Source organism: Microbacterium sp. SYP-A9085 (assembly GCF_009649635.1).
In the GTDB taxonomy this organism is placed as follows: Bacteria; Actinomycetota; Actinomycetes; order Actinomycetales; family Microbacteriaceae; genus Microbacterium.
This window is the reverse complement of record NZ_WJII01000003.1, coordinates 132412-148183: the sequence shown is the minus strand read 5'-3', so window position 1 is coordinate 148183 and position 15772 is coordinate 132412. Positions and strand designations below refer to the sequence as shown.

Sequence of the window (15772 nt, the reverse complement as noted above, 5' to 3'; positions counted from 1 at the left end):
GCCCATGCTGATCCTGCTGCCGCCCTCCGAGACCAAGCGTCCCGGAGGGCGGCGCTCGATTCTGGACATCCCCCGGCTCGCGTACCCCGAGCTCGCCCCGGCGCGGCAGGCGGTCGTCGCCGCGCTCGTATCGCTCGCGGCCGACGAGGACGCCGCCGCCCGCGTCCTCAAGCTGTCCGACCGGCAGCGCGCAGAGATAGCGCACAACGCCGCGTTCTGCACGGCGCCGACGATGCCTGCGGTGGACCGCTACACCGGCGTCCTGTTCGACGCGCTGGATGCCGCGACCCTGACCGCCCCCGCCCGGCGCTGGCTCGGCGCGCATGTCGTCATCCACTCCGCGCCGCTCGGGCCGGTGGCCGCACTGGACCCGATCCCCGCCTACCGTCTGGCTGCCGGGACCGTGCTCCCCGGGATCCCGCCGCTGCGGCGCGTGTGGGCGGATGCCGTCACCGCCGCGCTCGCGCGGGCCGCGCCCCGGTTCGTGCTCGACCTGCGCAGTGAGGCGTACTCGGCGCTCGGGCCGGTGCCCGCCGGCATCCCGTCGGTGTATTTGCGCGTGGTGACCGTGGCCGACGGCGGCGCCGTGCGGGCGCTGAACCACTTCAACAAGCACGCGAAGGGCGCCCTGGTGCGCCGGCTCGCCGAGCAGCGCCCCCGGATCGGGTCGCTCGCGGCACTGCGTCGCTGGGCGGATGCCGCCGGGCTGAGGCTGCGCGATGGCGCGCGCGGCGAGCTCGACCTCGTCGTATGACACAGGTGCGGGACCGGGGCGCGCCCGGTCCCGCACCCGTGAACGACTACTTGATCAGGCGCAGGCTGAACGGGTAGCGGTAGCTGCCGCCGGCGTTCACCCTCACCCCGCCCATGATCGACCACACCACGTTGAGCACCCACCATGCGAACGGCAGCAGCCAGAGGATGCCGGTGATCGGCCACGCCGGGGTGAGGAACAGGATGCCGCTGAGGATCGACACGACGATCCACAGCACGACGTAGCCGATCGTGAACGTGATCTGCCAGTTGAGCGCCTCCTTGGCCTCCACGTTCGTGCGCGGGCCCCGGTCCTTCAGCACGAGCCAGATGATCAGGGAGGGCAGGAACCCGATGATGCCGCCGATGTGAGCCCACATCGCGGCCTGTTTGTCGGACTCCGCCGACAGCGGCGCGGCCGGCGCGGCGTACTGCGGCTGTGCGCCCGGTGCCGGCTGGCCGTATGCCGGGGCGGGCTGGCCGTACGGCTGGGCCGGCGGCGGGGGAGCCGACCCGGCGGACTCGGGCTGGGGCGGGTTCATCGGCTGTTCGGGGATGTTCGCGTCACTCATCGTTGTGCCTTTCCTCAGATCCTCATCGGTGAGGGATGCCTGGTTGTCGGCGCGGCCATCGTCGGTGCGCCGATCCTGAACTTAGCCGGGGGGAGTCCCCGGTGCAACGGTCCGCGCGGGGCGTCGTCGGAAGGCCCTAACGTGGAAGGGTGACGGATATGCAGCAGCGCCGCGTGGGCGCCTCAGGACTGATTGTGAGCGCGGTCGGACTCGGCTGCAACAACTTCGGACGTTCCGGCACCGTGTCCGAGACACTCGAGGGCACCACCGCCGTGATCGACGCCGCCATCGAGGCCGGCGTGACGTTCCTGGACACCGCCGAGATGTACGGCAAGGAGCAGGGACTGTCCGAGACGCTGATGGGTCAGGCGCTGCGCGGCCGGCGTGACGAGGTCGTGATCGCCACGAAGTACGGGCACTCCCAGGCCCCGTTCGGATACCCCGGATCGCACGGGTCGCGCACGTATGTGCGGCGGGCGGTCGAGGCATCCCTGCGCCGGCTGCAGACCGACTGGATCGACCTGTACCAGCTGCACACGCCGGATGAGGGCACCCCCATCGACGAGACGCTGGAGGCGCTGGCCGATCTGGTGCGCGAGGGCAAGGTGCGGTACATCGGCCACTCGAACTTCTCCGGATGGCAGATCGCCGAGGCGCATTTCGTGGCGCGCGAGCGCCGCGACATCCCGTTCATCTCGGCGCAGAACGAGTTGAGCCTGCTGCACCGGGAGGCGGAGCAGGAGGTGCTGCCGGCCGCGCACCGCTACGGGCTCGGCTTCTTCCCGTGGTTCCCGCTGCAGAACGGGCTGCTGACCGGGAAGTTCACGCGCGAGGGCGGGCCCGCCCAGAGCCGGATCATGCGCCAGCGCGCGCACATCTGGAAGGACGCGCCGTGGGACGCGCTGGAGGGCTACCAGGCGTTCTGCGACGCGCGCGGGATCACGATGCTGGAGGCGACGTTCGGCTGGCTGCTGTCCCGGCCTGGCCTGTCCAGCGTGATCTCGGGGGCCACCACTCCCGCGCAGGTCCGCGCGAACGCCGCCGCGGGAAGCGCGTGGACGCCGACCGCGGAGGATCTCACCGAGATCGACGCGCTGTTCCCGCCGCCGCACATCCAGCTCTGATTCAGCGGGTGCGGCTGGCTCAGCGGGTGCGCAGGCCGTCCAGGACGACCGCGTAGACATCCGACGCCAGCTGGTCGGCGCTCTCGGATCCGTTGGGCCGGTACCACTCGACGAGCGAGTTCACCATGCCGAACACGAGGCGCGTGGCCACCGACGCGTCGATGTCGGCGCGCACGGATCCCTCGGCCTGCGCCGCGCGGACCAAGCCGGTCACGTTCTGGTCGAACGCGCGTCGGCGCTTCAGGGCCGCCCGCTCCACGTCGCTGTTGCCGCGCACCCGCAGCAGCAGCGTCACGAATGGCAGCCGTGCCACGAGCACGCGCACCGCGCCGCGCAGGACCGCACCGAGTCGGTCGGCCGCGGAGCCGCTGGTGGCCTCGGTGGTGTGCAGCACCGCCTCGAGTCCGCCGAGCGCCTGGTCCAGCGCGACCGCGAGCAACTCCTCCTTCGAGTCGAAGTGGTGGTACAGCGCCGACTTCGACACGCCGAGCCGCTCGGCCAGCTGCGCGACGCTGGCCGCGTCGTACCCCTGCTCGTTGAACACGGCAACGGCGACGGCGAGGATCTGGTCCCGGTCGTACCCGGGGCGGCCGCGCCGCGCCTGCTCGCTCACGGTGCCAGTCTGGCACGGCGCATCGCCCGCCCGCGTCGCGCCCGCCGCGGATCGCGGTCCCGTGATGTCGCATCCCGCGCCCGAAGCGGCATCTCGGGACGGGGATTCGCGGGGTGTGCGGTGGATGTCCGGGGTTGCGGTCCCGTCCTGCCGCATCGGGGGCGCGATGCGGCATCTGCGGACGGCGAACGCGAAGGGCGAGGTGGGAGAATTCCTGAACGATCGGTAAGGTATTCGTGTGGGCAACGACGCGACACGCACCCCTGACGAACCGCTGCTGATCGAGCGCCGCGACGACCGCGTCGTCGGCACGCTGAACCGTCCCGACGTGCGCAACGCCATCGACCAGGACCTCGTCGACCGTCTGCACACGCTGTGCGCAGAGCTCGAGGCATCCCCCCGCATCCTCATTCTCGCCGGGGCCGGCGGCGTGTTCGCGTCGGGCGCCGACATCCGGCAGATGCTCGAGCGCCGCGCCGCCGACGCCCGCGCCGGCATCAACACGCGCGTGTTCCAGCGGATCCGCGCCCTGCCGATGCCCGTGATCGCCGCTGTCGACGGCTGGGCCCTCGGCGGCGGCGCCGAGCTCGCGTTCGCCGCGGACCTGCGCATCGGCACCCCGGCCGCCAAGATCGGCAACCCCGAGACCGGCCTCGGCATCATCGCCGCCGCCGGTGCCACATGGCGCCTGCCCGAGCTCGTCGGCGAGGCGCGCGCCGCCGAGTTGCTGTACACCGGCCGGGTCCTCACCGCCGACGAGGCGCTGGACTGGGGTCTGCTCTCCTCGGTGCACCCCGCCGACCAGCTGATGGATGCCGCGCATGCCCTGGCCGACCGCATCGCCGCGAACGACCCCTTGGCCGTCCGGCACACGAAGACCGCCCTGCACACCTCGAACCACCCCGCGATCGACCTCGAGCTGCAGGCGGAGCTGTTCGAGAGCCCCGAGAAGAGACGACGGATGACCGCATTCCTGGAACGGCATAAGCGATGATCCCCGCACGTGTGGGTGTGATCGGCGGCGGGCGCATGGGCGCCGGCATCGCGCACGCGTTCCTGTGCGCGGGCGCGCCGGTCGTGGTGGTCGAGCGCGATGCGCAGGCCGTGGATGCCGCGGCCGTGCGCATCCGCGACCTGCTCGACCGCTCCGCTCGACGCGGGACCCTCGACCGCGACCCCGCCGACGTCGCGGCATCCCTCGCCATGACGACCGAGGCGGCGCCGCTCGCCGACTGCACGCTCGTGATCGAGGCCGTGCCGGAGGACCGGGCACTGAAGGCCGAGGCGTTCGCGCGGGCGGGGGCCGTGATGGCGGACGATGCCGTGCTCGCATCCAACACGTCGTCCATCTCGATCGACGCGCTCGCCGCGTCCGTCGCCCGCCCGGAGCGCTTCTGCGGCATGCACTTCTTCAACCCGGTGCCCTCGTCGCGGCTCGTGGAGATCGTGGCGGGCTCCGCCACCGATCCCGCCGTCACTGCCGCGGTGCGCGGCTGGGTCGACGACCTCGGCAAGACCCCCGTGGTGGTGCGCGATGCGCCCGGCTTCGCCTCCAGCCGGCTGGGCGTCGCACTGGGGCTGGAGGCGATCCGCATGGTTGAGGAGGGCGTCGCGACCGCCGCCGACATCGACACCGCCATGGAGCTGGGGTACGGCCATCCGATGGGGCCGCTGCGCACCACCGACGTCGTCGGGCTCGACGTGCGCCTCGGGATCGCCGAAGAGCTGCACGCGCAGCTGGGGGAGCGGTTCGCACCACCCGAGCTGCTGCGCCGCATGGTCGCCGAAGGCCGCCTCGGCCGCAAGTCCGGGCATGGATTCTACGAATGGAGCGAACGATGATCCTCGCAAGCTACCTGCAGGGGCAGTGGTGGACGCCCGCCGACGGCACCGGCGCGACGGTCGTGCGGGATGCCTCGACCGGCGCCGAGATCACCCGGGTGAGCACCGCCGGCGTCGACCTCGACGGCGCCCTGCAGTACGCCCGCGCCGTGGGCCAGCGCAGCCTGGGCGCTCTCACGTTCCACCAGCGGGCGCTGCTGCTCAAGCAGTTCGCGCAGGCGCTGACAGCCCGCAAGGGCGAGCTGTACGAGGCGGCGAAGGGCTCCGGGGCGACCGCGCGCGACTCGATGATCGACGTCGACGGCGGCATCGGAGTGCTTTTCACGTACAGCTCGAAGGGCCGCCGCGAACTGCCGAACGCGCACGTGTACCTGGACGGCCCGACCGAGCAGCTGTCGAAGGACGGCACTTTCCTCGGCCGCCACGTGTACACACGCCTGCCGGGTGTCGCCGTGCAGATCAACGCCTTCAACTTCCCGACGTGGGGGCCGCTGGAGAAGTTCGCCCCCGCGTTCCTGGCCGGCGTGCCGTCGCTGATCAAGCCCGCCACGCCCACCGCGCACCTCACCGAGGCGTGGGTGCGCATCCTCGTCGAGTCCGGCCTCGTCCCCGACGGCACGCTGCAGCTGGTCTCCGGCGCGGTGCCGGGAGTGTTCGACCTGCTCCGGCTCGGGGATGCCGTCGCGTTCACCGGCTCCGCCTCCACCGCCGCGGCCCTGCAGGCGCAGACGCCCGGCGGAGTGCGGTTCACGAGCGAGACCGACTCGATCAATGCCTCCGTGCTGGGGCCGGATGCCGCCCCCGGCACGCCAGTGTTCGACGCTTTCGTGCGGCAGCTGATGGTCGAGCTGACGGCCAAGGCGGGGCAGAAGTGCACGGCGATCCGCCGCGCGATAGTCCCGGCGGGGATGATGGATGCCGTCGCCGACGCGCTGCGGCAGAAGATCGCCGAGAAGGTCGTGATCGGCGACCCGCACGCCGATGCGGTGACGATGGGGCCGGTCGTCTCCCGCGCCCAGCGCGACGAGGTGCTGCGCGGCCTGCGCACCCTCACCGACGCCGGCGGGCGGATGCTCGTCGGGTCTGCGGACGCGCCCGACGTCGTCCGCGCCGACGGCACGACGGGCCCGGCGGGGGACGGTGCGTTCGTCGCGCCGATGCTCGTCGGCTTCGACGCGGACGCACCAGATGTCGTGCACGAGGTGGAGGCGTTCGGGCCGGTGTCGGCCCTGATCGGGTACTCGACGGTCGCCGAGGCGGCCGACCTTGTCAACCGCGGCGGCGGCTCGCTCGTGACGAGCGTCGCCACCGACGACCCGGAGGTCGCGGCCGAGCTCATGACGCGGATAGCGCCGTACAACGGGCGCGTGCTGTTCCTCGACACCGCGGATGCCCGCACGTCGACCGGCCACGGGTCCCCGGTGCCGCATCTCGTGCACGGCGGTCCCGGGCGCGCCGGCGGCGGTGAGGAGCTCGGCGGCGTGCGCGCGGTGCTGCACTTCATGCAGCGCACCGCGGTGCAGGGCTCGCCCGCGATGCTCACCGCCATCACCGGGGTGTGGCATCCCGGTGCCCCCGTCGCGGAAGGCGAGCACCCGTTCCGCAAGCCGCTGTCGCGGCTGCGCGTCGGCGACCGGATTGCGTCGGCGCCCCGGGAGGTCACGCTCGACGACATCGAGACGTTCGCGCACTTCACCGGCGACACGTTCTACGCGCACATGGACGAGGATGCCGCGGCCGCGAACCCGTTCTTCCCGGGGCGGGTCGCGCACGGGTACCTGCTGGTGTCGTTCGCGGCCGGCCTGTTCGTGGACCCCGACCCGGGCCCCGTGTTGGCCAACTACGGCCTGGAGGACCTGCGGTTCGGGACGCCGGTCTCGCCCGGTGACAGCATCCGGGTCGAGCTCACGGCGAAGCAGATCACCCCGCGCGAGACGGACGAGTACGGCGAGGTGCGCTGGGATGCCGTGATCCGCAACCAGAGCGACGAGCTCGTCGCGTCGTACGACGTGCTCACGCTCGTCGCGAAGGAATAGGCGCCGCGCGCTACCGCAGGTCGTAGACGCGCTTGTACTTGCCCTCGCTGCGGGGCAGCGTGCCGGGCTCCTCGAGCCGAACCTCGATCGTCGTGCCGATCTGCGCCTTCACCCGCTGCCTGAGCACCTCGCTGGCCGCCACGCAGGTGGCCAGCGGCAGGGCCGGGTCGCGCTCGATGCGCACGGTCATGGCGTCCAGCCGCCCGCTCTTGGTCAGCTCGAGCACGAAATGCGGCGTGAGCGCCTCGATGCCCAGCACGAGCTCCTCGATCTGCGTGGGGAAGAGGTTCACGCCGCGCAGGATGATCATGTCGTCGTCGCGCCCGGTGATCTTCTGAATCCGCCGCATCCCCGGCCGTGCCGTGCCCGGCAGCAGCCGGGTGAGGTCGTGGGTGCGATACCGGATGACGGGGAACGCCTCCTTCGTGAGGGACGTGAACACGAGCTCGCCGAGCTCCCCGTCGGCCACCGACTCGCCGGAGCCGCCGTCGATCGTCTCGGGCAGGAAGTGGTCCTCCCACACGTGCGGGCCGTCCTTGGTCTCCACGCATTCGTTCGCGACGCCCGGCCCCATCACCTCGCTGAGGCCGTAGATGTCGACGGCATCGATGCCCATCCGCCGCTCGATCTCGCCGCGCAGCTCGTTCGTCCACGGCTCGGCGCCGAGCACCCCGATCTTCAGCGACGTGGACCGCGGATCGATGCCCGCCTGCTCCATCGCATCCGCGATTGTCAGCAGATAGCTCGGCGTGCAGGTGATGACATCCGGCTCGAAGTCGCGGATCAGCTGCACCTGCCGGGCGGTCTGGCCGCCGGACACCGGGATCACCGTCGCACCGAGCAGCGCCGCGCCGTCGTGCAGTCCGAGCCCGCCCGTGAAAAGACCGTACCCGTACGCGTTGTGCACCTTCATGCCCGGCCGCACGCCGGCCGCGCGCAGCGAGCGGGCCACCAGCTGCGCCCACCGCTGCAGGTCGCCCTCGGTGTAGCCGACCACGGTGGGCCGGCCGGTCGTCCCGGATGACGCGTGGATGCGCCGCACCCGGTCCATCGGGACCGCGAACATCCCGAACGGGTACGTGGCGCGCAGGTCTTCCTTCGTCGTGAACGGCAGCCGCCGCACGTCGTCCAGCGACCGGATGTCGCCCGGCGCCACCCCGGCGTCGTCGAACTTCCGCCGGTACAGCGGCACGTTCGCGTACGCGTGGTGCACGGTCCACTGCAGTCGCTCCAGCTGCAGGGCGCGCAACTCGTCGACCGACAGCAGCTCCTCGGGATCCAGGCCGGGCCGGTCAGGCACCGTCGGCCTCCTCGAACATGCGGTTGGTGGTCAGCGAGCGCCCGCGGAACTCGGCGACGACGTCCCCCGTCTCATCGGCCACGGTGACGTCGTACAAGCCGTTGCGGCCGCTGACGACGCGGCGCACCGCCGTCGCGGTGAGCGTCTGGCCCTCCCGGGTGGCCTTCAGGAACGTGATGTCCGCCCCGGCGGCCACGGTCACGCGCTCGTCCTCGTTGCACGCTATCGCGAACGCCGTGTCGGCCAGGGCGAACACGAAACCGCCGTGGGTGATGTCGAAGCCGTTGAGCATGTCCGCCCGCACGATCATCGAGACGACCGCCCGCCCCGGCTCGTCCACCAGCACCTGCAGCCCGAGGGCCGACGCGGCGCGGTCCTTGCGGATCATGGGCCGGATCACAGCATCCGTCATCGTCCCTCCTCCGGCGCATCCTCGCGCCGCGACGAGTATGTCATAATTACTGAACGAGCGGTAGGTAATTACCCGAGGAGTCGACGATGACCACCGTTATCCCCGACGAGCAGACGACGTTCGACGAGCTCATCGCCGCGGAGGCGCGCATCGAGCCGCGGGACTGGATGCCCGAGGCGTACCGCAAGACGCTGATCCGGCAGATGTCGCAGCACGCGCACTCCGAGATCATCGGCATGCAGCCCGAGGGCAACTGGATCACCCGCGCTCCGAGCCTGAAGCGCAAGGCGATCCTGATGGCCAAGGTGCAGGACGAGGCCGGCCATGGCCTGTACCTGTACTCGGCCACGCAGACCCTCGGCATCACGCGCGACGAGATGACCGAGCAGCTCATCGACGGCAAGGCGCGGTACTCGTCGATCTTCAACTACCCCACCCCCACGTGGGCCGACATGGGCGCCATCGGCTGGCTCGTGGACGGCGCCGCGATAGTGAACCAGGTGCCGCTGTGCCGCTGCTCGTACGGACCGTACGGCCGCGCCATGGTGCGCATCTGCAAGGAGGAGTCGTTCCACCAGCGGCAGGGGTTCGAGATCCTGCTGGCCCTTATGCAGGGCACCGAGGCGCAGCGGTCGATGGCGCAGGACGCCGTGGACCGCTGGTACTGGCCGAGTCTGATGATGTTCGGGCCGCCCGACGACGAGTCGCCGAACTCGGCGCGGTCGATGGCCTGGAAGATCAAGCGCTTCAGCAACGACGACCTGCGCCAGCGCTTCATCGGGATGCTGGTGCCGCAGGCCGAGATCCTCGGCGTGACGCTCCCGGACCCCGAGCTGCGGTGGGACGAGGCCGCGCAGCAGTGGCACACCAGCCCGATCGACTGGGATGAGTTCATGGAGGTGCTCGCCGGCCGGGGGCCGATGAACGCCGTGCGCATCCAGAACCGCCGCGACGCGCACGAGGACGGCGCGTGGGTGCGGGATGCCGCCGCCGAATACGCCCGCAAGCAGCAGCTGCGCGAGCAGGAGGTGGCGTGAGCATGCCGCGTGACAAGCGAGCCGGGGAAGGGGCGGCGCGATGACCGTCACCGGTGCCGACGACCGCGAGAGCTGGCCGCTCTGGGAGGTGTTCGTGCGGGCGGGCCGCGGCCTGTCCCACGTGCACGTGGGATCGCTGCACGCGCCCGACGGCGCGATGGCGGTCCGCAACGCCCGCGACCTGTACACGCGGCGCGGCGAGGGCGTCTCGATCTGGGTCGTCCCGTCCGACGCGATCACCACGAGCGACCCGGACTCGAAGGGCGCCTACTTCGAGAGCCCCGCCGGGAAGAACTACCGGCACGCCACGTACTACACGGCGTCCGAGGGGGTGCCGCACCTATGACCCGTGCCGTGCACATCTCCGTCGACGAGGTCGAGCTTGCCGCCGAGCTCAGCGGCGAGCAGGGCCGCGTCGCAACCGCCGACATCGCCGAATACGCGCTGTGGCTCGGCGACGACGCGCTCGTCCTCGCGCAGCAGCTGGGCGGCTGGATAGCGCGCGCCCCGGAGCTCGAGGAGGATGTCGCGCTCGCGAACATCGCGCTGGACCAGCTCGGCCACGCGCGCAGCCTGCTGCGCTACGCGGGCACCGCCGACGGGCGCTCCGAGGACGACCTCGCGTACTTCCGCGACGAGCCCGCCTTCCGCAGCGCGTGGCTGTTCGAGCAGCCCAACGGCGATTTCGCGCACACCATCGCGCGGGCCCTCGCGGCATCCGTCTACCAGCTCGCGCTTTACCAGGCGCTGCAGACCTCCGCGGACCCGGTGCTTGCGGCGGTCGCGGGCAAGGCGGTCAAGGAGGTCGAGTACCACCGCGACCACGCCATCCAGTGGACGCTGCGGCTGGCCGGCGGCACCGACGAGTCGCGGCGCCGCATGGTCGCCGCCGTCGACGACGTCTGGCCGTACGTCGACGAACTGTTCCGCGACGAGCCGCTCATCGACAGGCTCGAGGGCATCGCGGTGCGTCCGTCGAGCCTGCGCCCCGCGTTCGACGAGGTCGTGGACGCCGTGTTCGCCGAGGCCGGCCTGCAGGCCCCGACCCGCTTCACGGCATCCGGCGGCGGGCGCCGCGGGGCGCACTTCGCGACCCTCGGCTATCTGCTCGCCGAAATGCAGGTGCTCGCGCGGCAGCATCCGGGGGCGACATGGTGACGCGGCAGCTCGCCGAGCGGGCGAACCAGGCGACACACCCCGATCCGGCGTCCGCGCACGAGCGCGCATGGGCCGCGGCATCCGCCGTCTGCGATCCCGAGATCCCCGTGCTCACCATCGCCGACCTCGGCGTGCTGCGCGACGTGCAGGCCAACGGCGACCGCGCCGTCGTGACGATCACGCCCACATACTCGGGATGCCCTGCGATGGACGCCATCCGCGACGACGTGATCCTCGCGCTCACCCATGCCGGCTTCGCCGACGTCGAGGTGCGCACGGTGCTGGCACCCGCGTGGACCACGGACTGGATGAGCGAGGCCGGCAAGCGCAAGCTCGAGCGGTTCGGGATAGCGCCGCCCACCGGCCGGCGCGCCGCCGGTCCGGTCCGGCTCGGCATCTCCGTGCGCTGCCCGCACTGCGGCTCTCTGAACACGCGCGAGGTGTCGCACTTCGGGTCCACGTCGTGCAAGGCGCTGTACGAGTGCCGGGCGTGCCTGGAGCCGTTCGACCACTTCAAGGTGCACTGATGGATGCCGCCCCCAGCCGGGAATCCGGCACCGCCGAAGCGGAGCGCCTCGCCGACGTGTTCCTCGCGGGCGCCGTCGGCGGGCCCGCGCCGCGGCATCGGGCCCGATTCCACACCCTCACCGTGGCCGAGGTGCGACCCCTGACCGACGACGCCGTCGAGGTCACGTTCGCGGTGCCGGAGGACCTGCGCGCCGACTACGACTACCTCGCCGGCCAGCATGTCGCCCTGCGCGCCCGGCTGGACGGACAGGAACTGCGCCGGTCCTACTCGCTGTGCCGGCCGCCGTCGTCGGGCACTCTCAGCGTCGCTATCAAACGCGACCTCGGCGGCCGGTTCTCGACGTGGGCGCAGACCGAGCTGCACCCGGGTGACACGCTGGACGTGATGAGCCCGCAGGGCAACTTCACGACCCGGCTGCCCGACCTCGAGGGCCGTCACCTCGTCGGGATCGCCGCCGGCAGCGGCATCACGCCGCTGATGGCGCTCGCCACCGCGGTGCTCGCGCGCAGCGACACATCACGCTTCACGCTCGTGTACACGAACCGGTCGCGCACCGACGTGATGTTCTTGGACGACCTCGCCGATCTGAAGGACCGCTACCCGTCCCGGCTCGCGCTGCACCACGTGCTCTCCCGCGAGCAGCGCACCGCTCCGCTGCTGTCGGGCCGGATCGACGCGGAGAAGCTGCACACGATGCTGGACGTGCTGGTGCCTCCGGCGACCGTCGATGAATGGTTCCTGTGCGGGCCGTTCGAGCTCGTGCAGCTGTGCCGCGACACTCTCACCGAGCTCGGCGTGGACCGCAGCCACATCCGTCACGAGCTCTTCACGACCGGCGAGCCGGGGCAGGCGGGCCCGGACGCCGGCCGTCCGGTCATCGTGCGGGAGAACGAGCCGGTGCACCGCATCCGGTTCACGCTCGAGGGCCAGTCCGCCACCGTCGACAGCCCCGCCAGCGCCCACGAAACGATCCTGAACGCGGCGCTGCGGGTCAGATCCGACGTCCCGTTCGCCTGCGCGGGCGGCGTCTGCGGCACGTGCCGCGCGCGGCTGGTCGAGGGCGACGTGCGGATGACGGAGAACTACGCGCTGGAGCCGGACGAGCTCGAACGCGGCTACATCCTGACCTGCCAATCCCATCCGACGACACCGGCGGTGGTCGTCGACTACGACGTGTGAGGACAACCGTGATCGACCTTGACGTGCACGACGATGTCGCCGAGATAGTGCTGAACGCCCCCGCCCGCCTGAACGCGCTGGACGAGGACGGGCTGCGCGAGCTCGACCGCGCGTACGTCGAGGCCGAGCACGCCGGCGTGCGCGCGCTCGTCCTGCGCGGGGAGGGACGCGCGTTCTGCGCGGGCCGCGACATCTCCGGCGTCGACCCGGCCATGGATGATGTGCCCGGCTATCTCGAGGGCCTTCTCACGCCGCTGATGCACCGGATGGCGTCGTTTCCCGCGCCCACGTTCGCGGCCGCGCACGGTGCGTGCCTGGGCGTCGGGCTGGGGCTGCTGATAGCGACGGACGTGGTGTACGCGGCCGACACCGCGAAGATCGGCTCGCCGTTCGCGGCGCTGGGCGCAGCACTGGACTCCGGCGCCCATGCGCTGTTCACCGAGCGCCTGGGGGCGCACCGGACCCTGGACCTCGTCTACACCGGCCGGATGATGACGGGGGAGGAGGCTGTCGCCGCGGGCCTTTTCTCCCGGGTGCTGCCCGCGGACGAGGTGCGGGATGCCACCGTCGGCGCGGCACGGCGGGCGGCCACCGGGGCGACGGCGGCGTTCCTGGCCAGCAAGGCCATAGTGCGGCGGCTGCGCGACGAGCGGATGAACCTGTGGGAGACGCTGGCCGCCGAGACCGTCGCGCAGACCCGGCTCTCCGCCACCGACGACTACCGGGAGGGCTTCGCCGCGTTCCAGGACAAGCGCCCCCCGGTGTTCCGCGGCCACTGACAGGTTCGCTGTGAGCGCACGCCTCAGCGTTGCGGAGTGAGTGCTCACTCACTAGTGTCGTCTGCGTGTCCAACGCAGATCTGACCGCCCCCGCACGCGCCGCCGCCCCCGACGTCGTCGAGCCGCGCACCCGCGCGGAGCCGATGGCGCCCGAGCAGCGCCGCGCGATGATCGCCGAGCAGGCGGTGCCGCTGTTCCTCGAGCACGGTGCGGCGCTGACCACCCGGCAGCTGGCCGAGCACCTCGGCATTGCCGAAGGCACCATCTTCCGCGCGTTCGGCGACAAGGAGTCGCTCATGCGGGCGGCCGTCGAGGCGTTCTTCGCCCAGGGCCGGGCGCGCATGGTCGCCGGGCTCGTGGACCCGTCGCTGCCGCTGCCGGACAAGGTGGCGGCGCTCGTGAGCGGCACGCGCACCTGGACCAGCCGGATGATGCGGATGCTGTCGCTGGTGCCGCGCGACGAGATCCGGCAGATTCTGTCCGGCCCCCGCGACCACGTGTACCGGGACGCCGTCGCCGCGGTGTTCGCCCCCGAGGCCGACCAGCTCGCGATTCCCGTCGAGCGGCTCGGGTCGATCATGCGGATCGCCGGGATGGCGGCGAACGCCGCCCGGTTCGACGAGGACGCCGGCCTGTCCGACGATGAACTCGTCCACGTCATCCTCTACGGCATCGCGGGCGTTCCCCGCGGAAAGGACTGACCGTGCTCGGCAGACTCCTCCTCCGGTACCTGCGACCCGGGTGGCCGCTGATCCTCGGCGTCCTCGTGTTCCAGATAGCCCAGTCGCTCGCGTCGCTGTGGCTGCCCACTCTGCAGGCCGACATCATCGACGACGGGGTGCTGAAGGGGGACATCGACTTCATCTGGCGCACCGGCGGGATCATGCTGGTGATAAGCCTCGGCCAGATAGTGTGCGCGGTGGTCGCCGTGTACTTCGGATCCCGGCTCGCGATGGGCATGGGCCGCGACGTCCGCAACGACCTGTTCCACAGGGTCGTGTCGTTCTCGCAGCGCGAAGTGGGCCAGTACGGCGCCCCGTCGCTTATCACCCGCAACACGAACGACGTGCAGCAGGTGCAGATGCTCGTGCAGATGTCCGCGACCCTGATGGTCTCCGCTCCGATCCTCGCCATCGGCGGCGTGATCTTCGCGATCCGGCAGGATGTCGGGCTGTCCTGGCTGATGGGCGTGTCCGTTCCCGTCCTGCTCGTGATCGTCTCACTGATCGTGGTGCGGATGGTTCCGGCGTTCCGTGCGATGCAGCGACGCATCGACCGGGTCAACCAGATCATGCGCGAGCAGCTGACCGGCATCCGAGTCGTGCGGGCGTTCGTGCGCGAACGGGAGGAGCGGGCCCGGTTCGAGAAGGGCAGCGCCGACGTCATGGAGTCGGGGGTGCGCGCCGGCAATCTGATGGCGATCATGTTCCCGGCCGTGATGGTCGTGCTGAACGTCTCCGGCGCCGCGGTGATCTGGTTCGGAGCGTTCCAGGTGCAGGCCGGCGACGCCCAGATCGGCACGCTGTTCGCGTTCCTGACCTACATGATGCAGATCCTGATGGGCGTGATGATGGCGACATTCATGTTCGTGATGATCCCGCGCGCCGCCGTCTGCGCGACCCGCATCGGCGAGGTGCTGGACACCGAGCCCAGCGTCACGGCGCCGGACACCGCCGCCGAGGTCCCCGCACCGGTCGGTCGCGTCGTGTTCGACCACGTGGACTTCGCGTACCCCGGGGCCGACGACGCCGTGCTGCACGACATCTCGTTCACGGTCGAGCCCGGCACCACCACCGCGATCATCGGATCCACCGGCTCCGGGAAGACCACGCTGGTGGGCCTGATCGCCCGGCTGTTCGACGTGACCGGCGGGCAGGTCACCGTCGACGGCGTCGACGTGCGCGCGTACGACCCGGATGAGCTGTGGCGGCGCACCGGGCTCGTCCAGCAGCGCGCCTTCCTCTTCTCCGGGACGATCGCCTCGAACCTGCGGTACGGCGACGAGCAGGCCACCGACGAGCAGCTGTGGGAGGCCCTCGAGATAGCGCAGGCCACAGAGTTCGTCGAGGCCATGCCCGAGCAGCTGGGCGCGCCGATAGCGCAGGGCGGCACGAACGTGTCCGGCGGCCAGCGGCAGCGGCTCTCGATAGCCCGCGCCCTCGTGCACCGCCCCGAGGTGTACATCTTCGACGACTCGTTCTCCGCACTCGACCTGCGCACCGACGCCGCCCTGCGGCACGCGCTGGCCGAGCGCATCCCGGACGCGACGCGCGTGATCGTCGCACAGCGGGTGTCCACGATCCAGCACGCCGACCAGATCCTCGTGCTCGACCACGGCCGGATCGTCGGCCGCGGAACCCACGACGAGCTCGTGGCGACCAACGAGACGTACCGGGAGATCGTGGATTCGCAGCTCTCGGCGAAGGAGGCGGCATGAG

17 protein-coding genes are annotated in these 15772 nt (G+C 71.3%); 13 read left to right on the top strand and 4 right to left on the bottom strand.

All coding sequences use genetic code 11. From position 1 onward, the window contains the following. Positions 1-4 precede the first annotated feature (4 nt). Positions 5-754, top strand: coding sequence for a YaaA family protein (locus GH740_RS08435; RefSeq protein WP_153745675.1), 750 nt, complete (start codon positions 5-7; stop codon positions 752-754). 46 nt (positions 755-800) lie between these two features. Here the strand turns inward: GH740_RS08435 and GH740_RS08430 are convergent, their stop codons facing one another. Beyond that, positions 801-1325: a DUF4870 domain-containing protein gene (locus GH740_RS08430; RefSeq protein ID WP_153745674.1), complete on the bottom strand. Its 525-nt coding sequence runs from the start codon at positions 1323-1325 to the stop codon at positions 801-803. Positions 1326-1483: 158 nt separating this feature from the next. On the opposite strand from GH740_RS08430, the gene GH740_RS08425 reads away from it, so the two are divergent. Then, positions 1484-2449 (top strand): aldo/keto reductase, encoded by a 966-nt coding sequence (locus GH740_RS08425; RefSeq protein WP_153745792.1) that lies wholly within the window; start codon positions 1484-1486, stop codon positions 2447-2449. A gap of 19 nt (positions 2450-2468) precedes the next feature. Here GH740_RS08425 and GH740_RS08420 read toward each other — a convergent pair whose 3' ends face one another. Beyond that, positions 2469-3062: a TetR/AcrR family transcriptional regulator gene (locus tag GH740_RS08420; RefSeq protein WP_367641167.1), complete on the bottom strand. Its 594-nt coding sequence runs from the start codon at positions 3060-3062 to the stop codon at positions 2469-2471. A 238-nt stretch (positions 3063-3300) separates the two neighbouring features. Between GH740_RS08420 and GH740_RS08415 the strand changes: the two genes are divergently transcribed. From GH740_RS08415 to paaZ, 3 genes are read left to right on the top strand one after another with little or no spacing between them, the layout of a single operon-like run. Beyond that, the gene (locus GH740_RS08415) at positions 3301-4056 is read left to right on the top strand and encodes an enoyl-CoA hydratase/isomerase family protein (protein WP_367641165.1); all 756 of its coding nucleotides are present in this window, start codon (positions 3301-3303) and stop codon (positions 4054-4056) included. Next, positions 4053-4904 (top strand): 3-hydroxyacyl-CoA dehydrogenase family protein, encoded by an 852-nt coding sequence (locus GH740_RS08410; protein ID WP_153745672.1) that lies wholly within the window; start codon positions 4053-4055, stop codon positions 4902-4904. The genes GH740_RS08415 and GH740_RS08410 overlap by 4 nt, the downstream gene beginning before the upstream one ends. Then, the gene (gene paaZ / locus GH740_RS08405) at positions 4901-6940 is read left to right on the top strand and encodes a phenylacetic acid degradation bifunctional protein PaaZ (RefSeq protein WP_153745671.1); all 2040 of its coding nucleotides are present in this window, start codon (positions 4901-4903) and stop codon (positions 6938-6940) included. Before GH740_RS08410 ends, paaZ begins: the two co-directional genes overlap by 4 nt. Before the next feature lie 10 nt (positions 6941-6950). Here the strand turns inward: paaZ and paaK are convergent, their stop codons facing one another. Both paaK and paaI read right to left on the bottom strand, forming a co-directional pair. After that, the gene (gene paaK, locus GH740_RS08400) at positions 6951-8240 is read right to left on the bottom strand and encodes a phenylacetate--CoA ligase PaaK (RefSeq protein WP_367641163.1); all 1290 of its coding nucleotides are present in this window, start codon (positions 8238-8240) and stop codon (positions 6951-6953) included. Further along, positions 8233-8652: a hydroxyphenylacetyl-CoA thioesterase PaaI gene (gene paaI / locus GH740_RS08395; RefSeq protein WP_153745670.1), complete on the bottom strand. Its 420-nt coding sequence runs from the start codon at positions 8650-8652 to the stop codon at positions 8233-8235. Before paaI ends, paaK begins: the two co-directional genes overlap by 8 nt. Positions 8653-8738: 86 nt before the next feature. Between paaI and paaA the strand changes: the two genes are divergently transcribed. The 8 genes from paaA to GH740_RS08355 all read left to right on the top strand — a co-directional run bounded on the left by paaA (position 8739) and on the right by GH740_RS08355 (position 15771). Continuing rightward, a complete protein-coding gene (gene paaA, locus GH740_RS08390) occupies positions 8739-9689 on the top strand; it encodes a 1,2-phenylacetyl-CoA epoxidase subunit PaaA (RefSeq protein WP_153745669.1) in 951 nt (316 codons plus the stop codon). Between the two features lie 40 nt (positions 9690-9729). Beyond that, positions 9730-10035: a 1,2-phenylacetyl-CoA epoxidase subunit PaaB gene (paaB, locus tag GH740_RS08385; RefSeq protein WP_153745668.1), complete on the top strand. Its 306-nt coding sequence runs from the start codon at positions 9730-9732 to the stop codon at positions 10033-10035. Continuing rightward, entirely contained in the window at positions 10032-10847 is an 816-nt protein-coding gene (gene paaC, locus GH740_RS08380) for a 1,2-phenylacetyl-CoA epoxidase subunit PaaC (protein WP_153745667.1), read from the top strand. Before paaB ends, paaC begins: the two co-directional genes overlap by 4 nt. Next, complete coding sequence (paaD, locus tag GH740_RS08375) at positions 10841-11374, top strand: 1,2-phenylacetyl-CoA epoxidase subunit PaaD (RefSeq protein WP_153745666.1); 534 nt, start codon at positions 10841-10843, stop codon at positions 11372-11374. Before paaC ends, paaD begins: the two co-directional genes overlap by 7 nt. Further along, complete coding sequence (gene paaE / locus GH740_RS08370) at positions 11374-12555, top strand: 1,2-phenylacetyl-CoA epoxidase subunit PaaE (RefSeq protein ID WP_153745665.1); 1182 nt, start codon at positions 11374-11376, stop codon at positions 12553-12555. The genes paaD and paaE overlap by 1 nt, the downstream gene beginning before the upstream one ends. 8 nt (positions 12556-12563) lie before the next feature. Continuing rightward, positions 12564-13334 (top strand): enoyl-CoA hydratase/isomerase family protein, encoded by a 771-nt coding sequence (locus GH740_RS08365; protein ID WP_367641255.1) that lies wholly within the window; start codon positions 12564-12566, stop codon positions 13332-13334. A 65-nt stretch (positions 13335-13399) separates the two neighbouring features. Then, complete coding sequence (locus GH740_RS08360) at positions 13400-14035, top strand: TetR/AcrR family transcriptional regulator (RefSeq protein WP_153745664.1); 636 nt, start codon at positions 13400-13402, stop codon at positions 14033-14035. Positions 14036-14037: 2 nt separating this feature from the next. Next, positions 14038-15771 (top strand): ABC transporter ATP-binding protein, encoded by a 1734-nt coding sequence (locus GH740_RS08355; protein WP_367641158.1) that lies wholly within the window; start codon positions 14038-14040, stop codon positions 15769-15771. Position 15772: the final 1 nt, after the last annotated feature.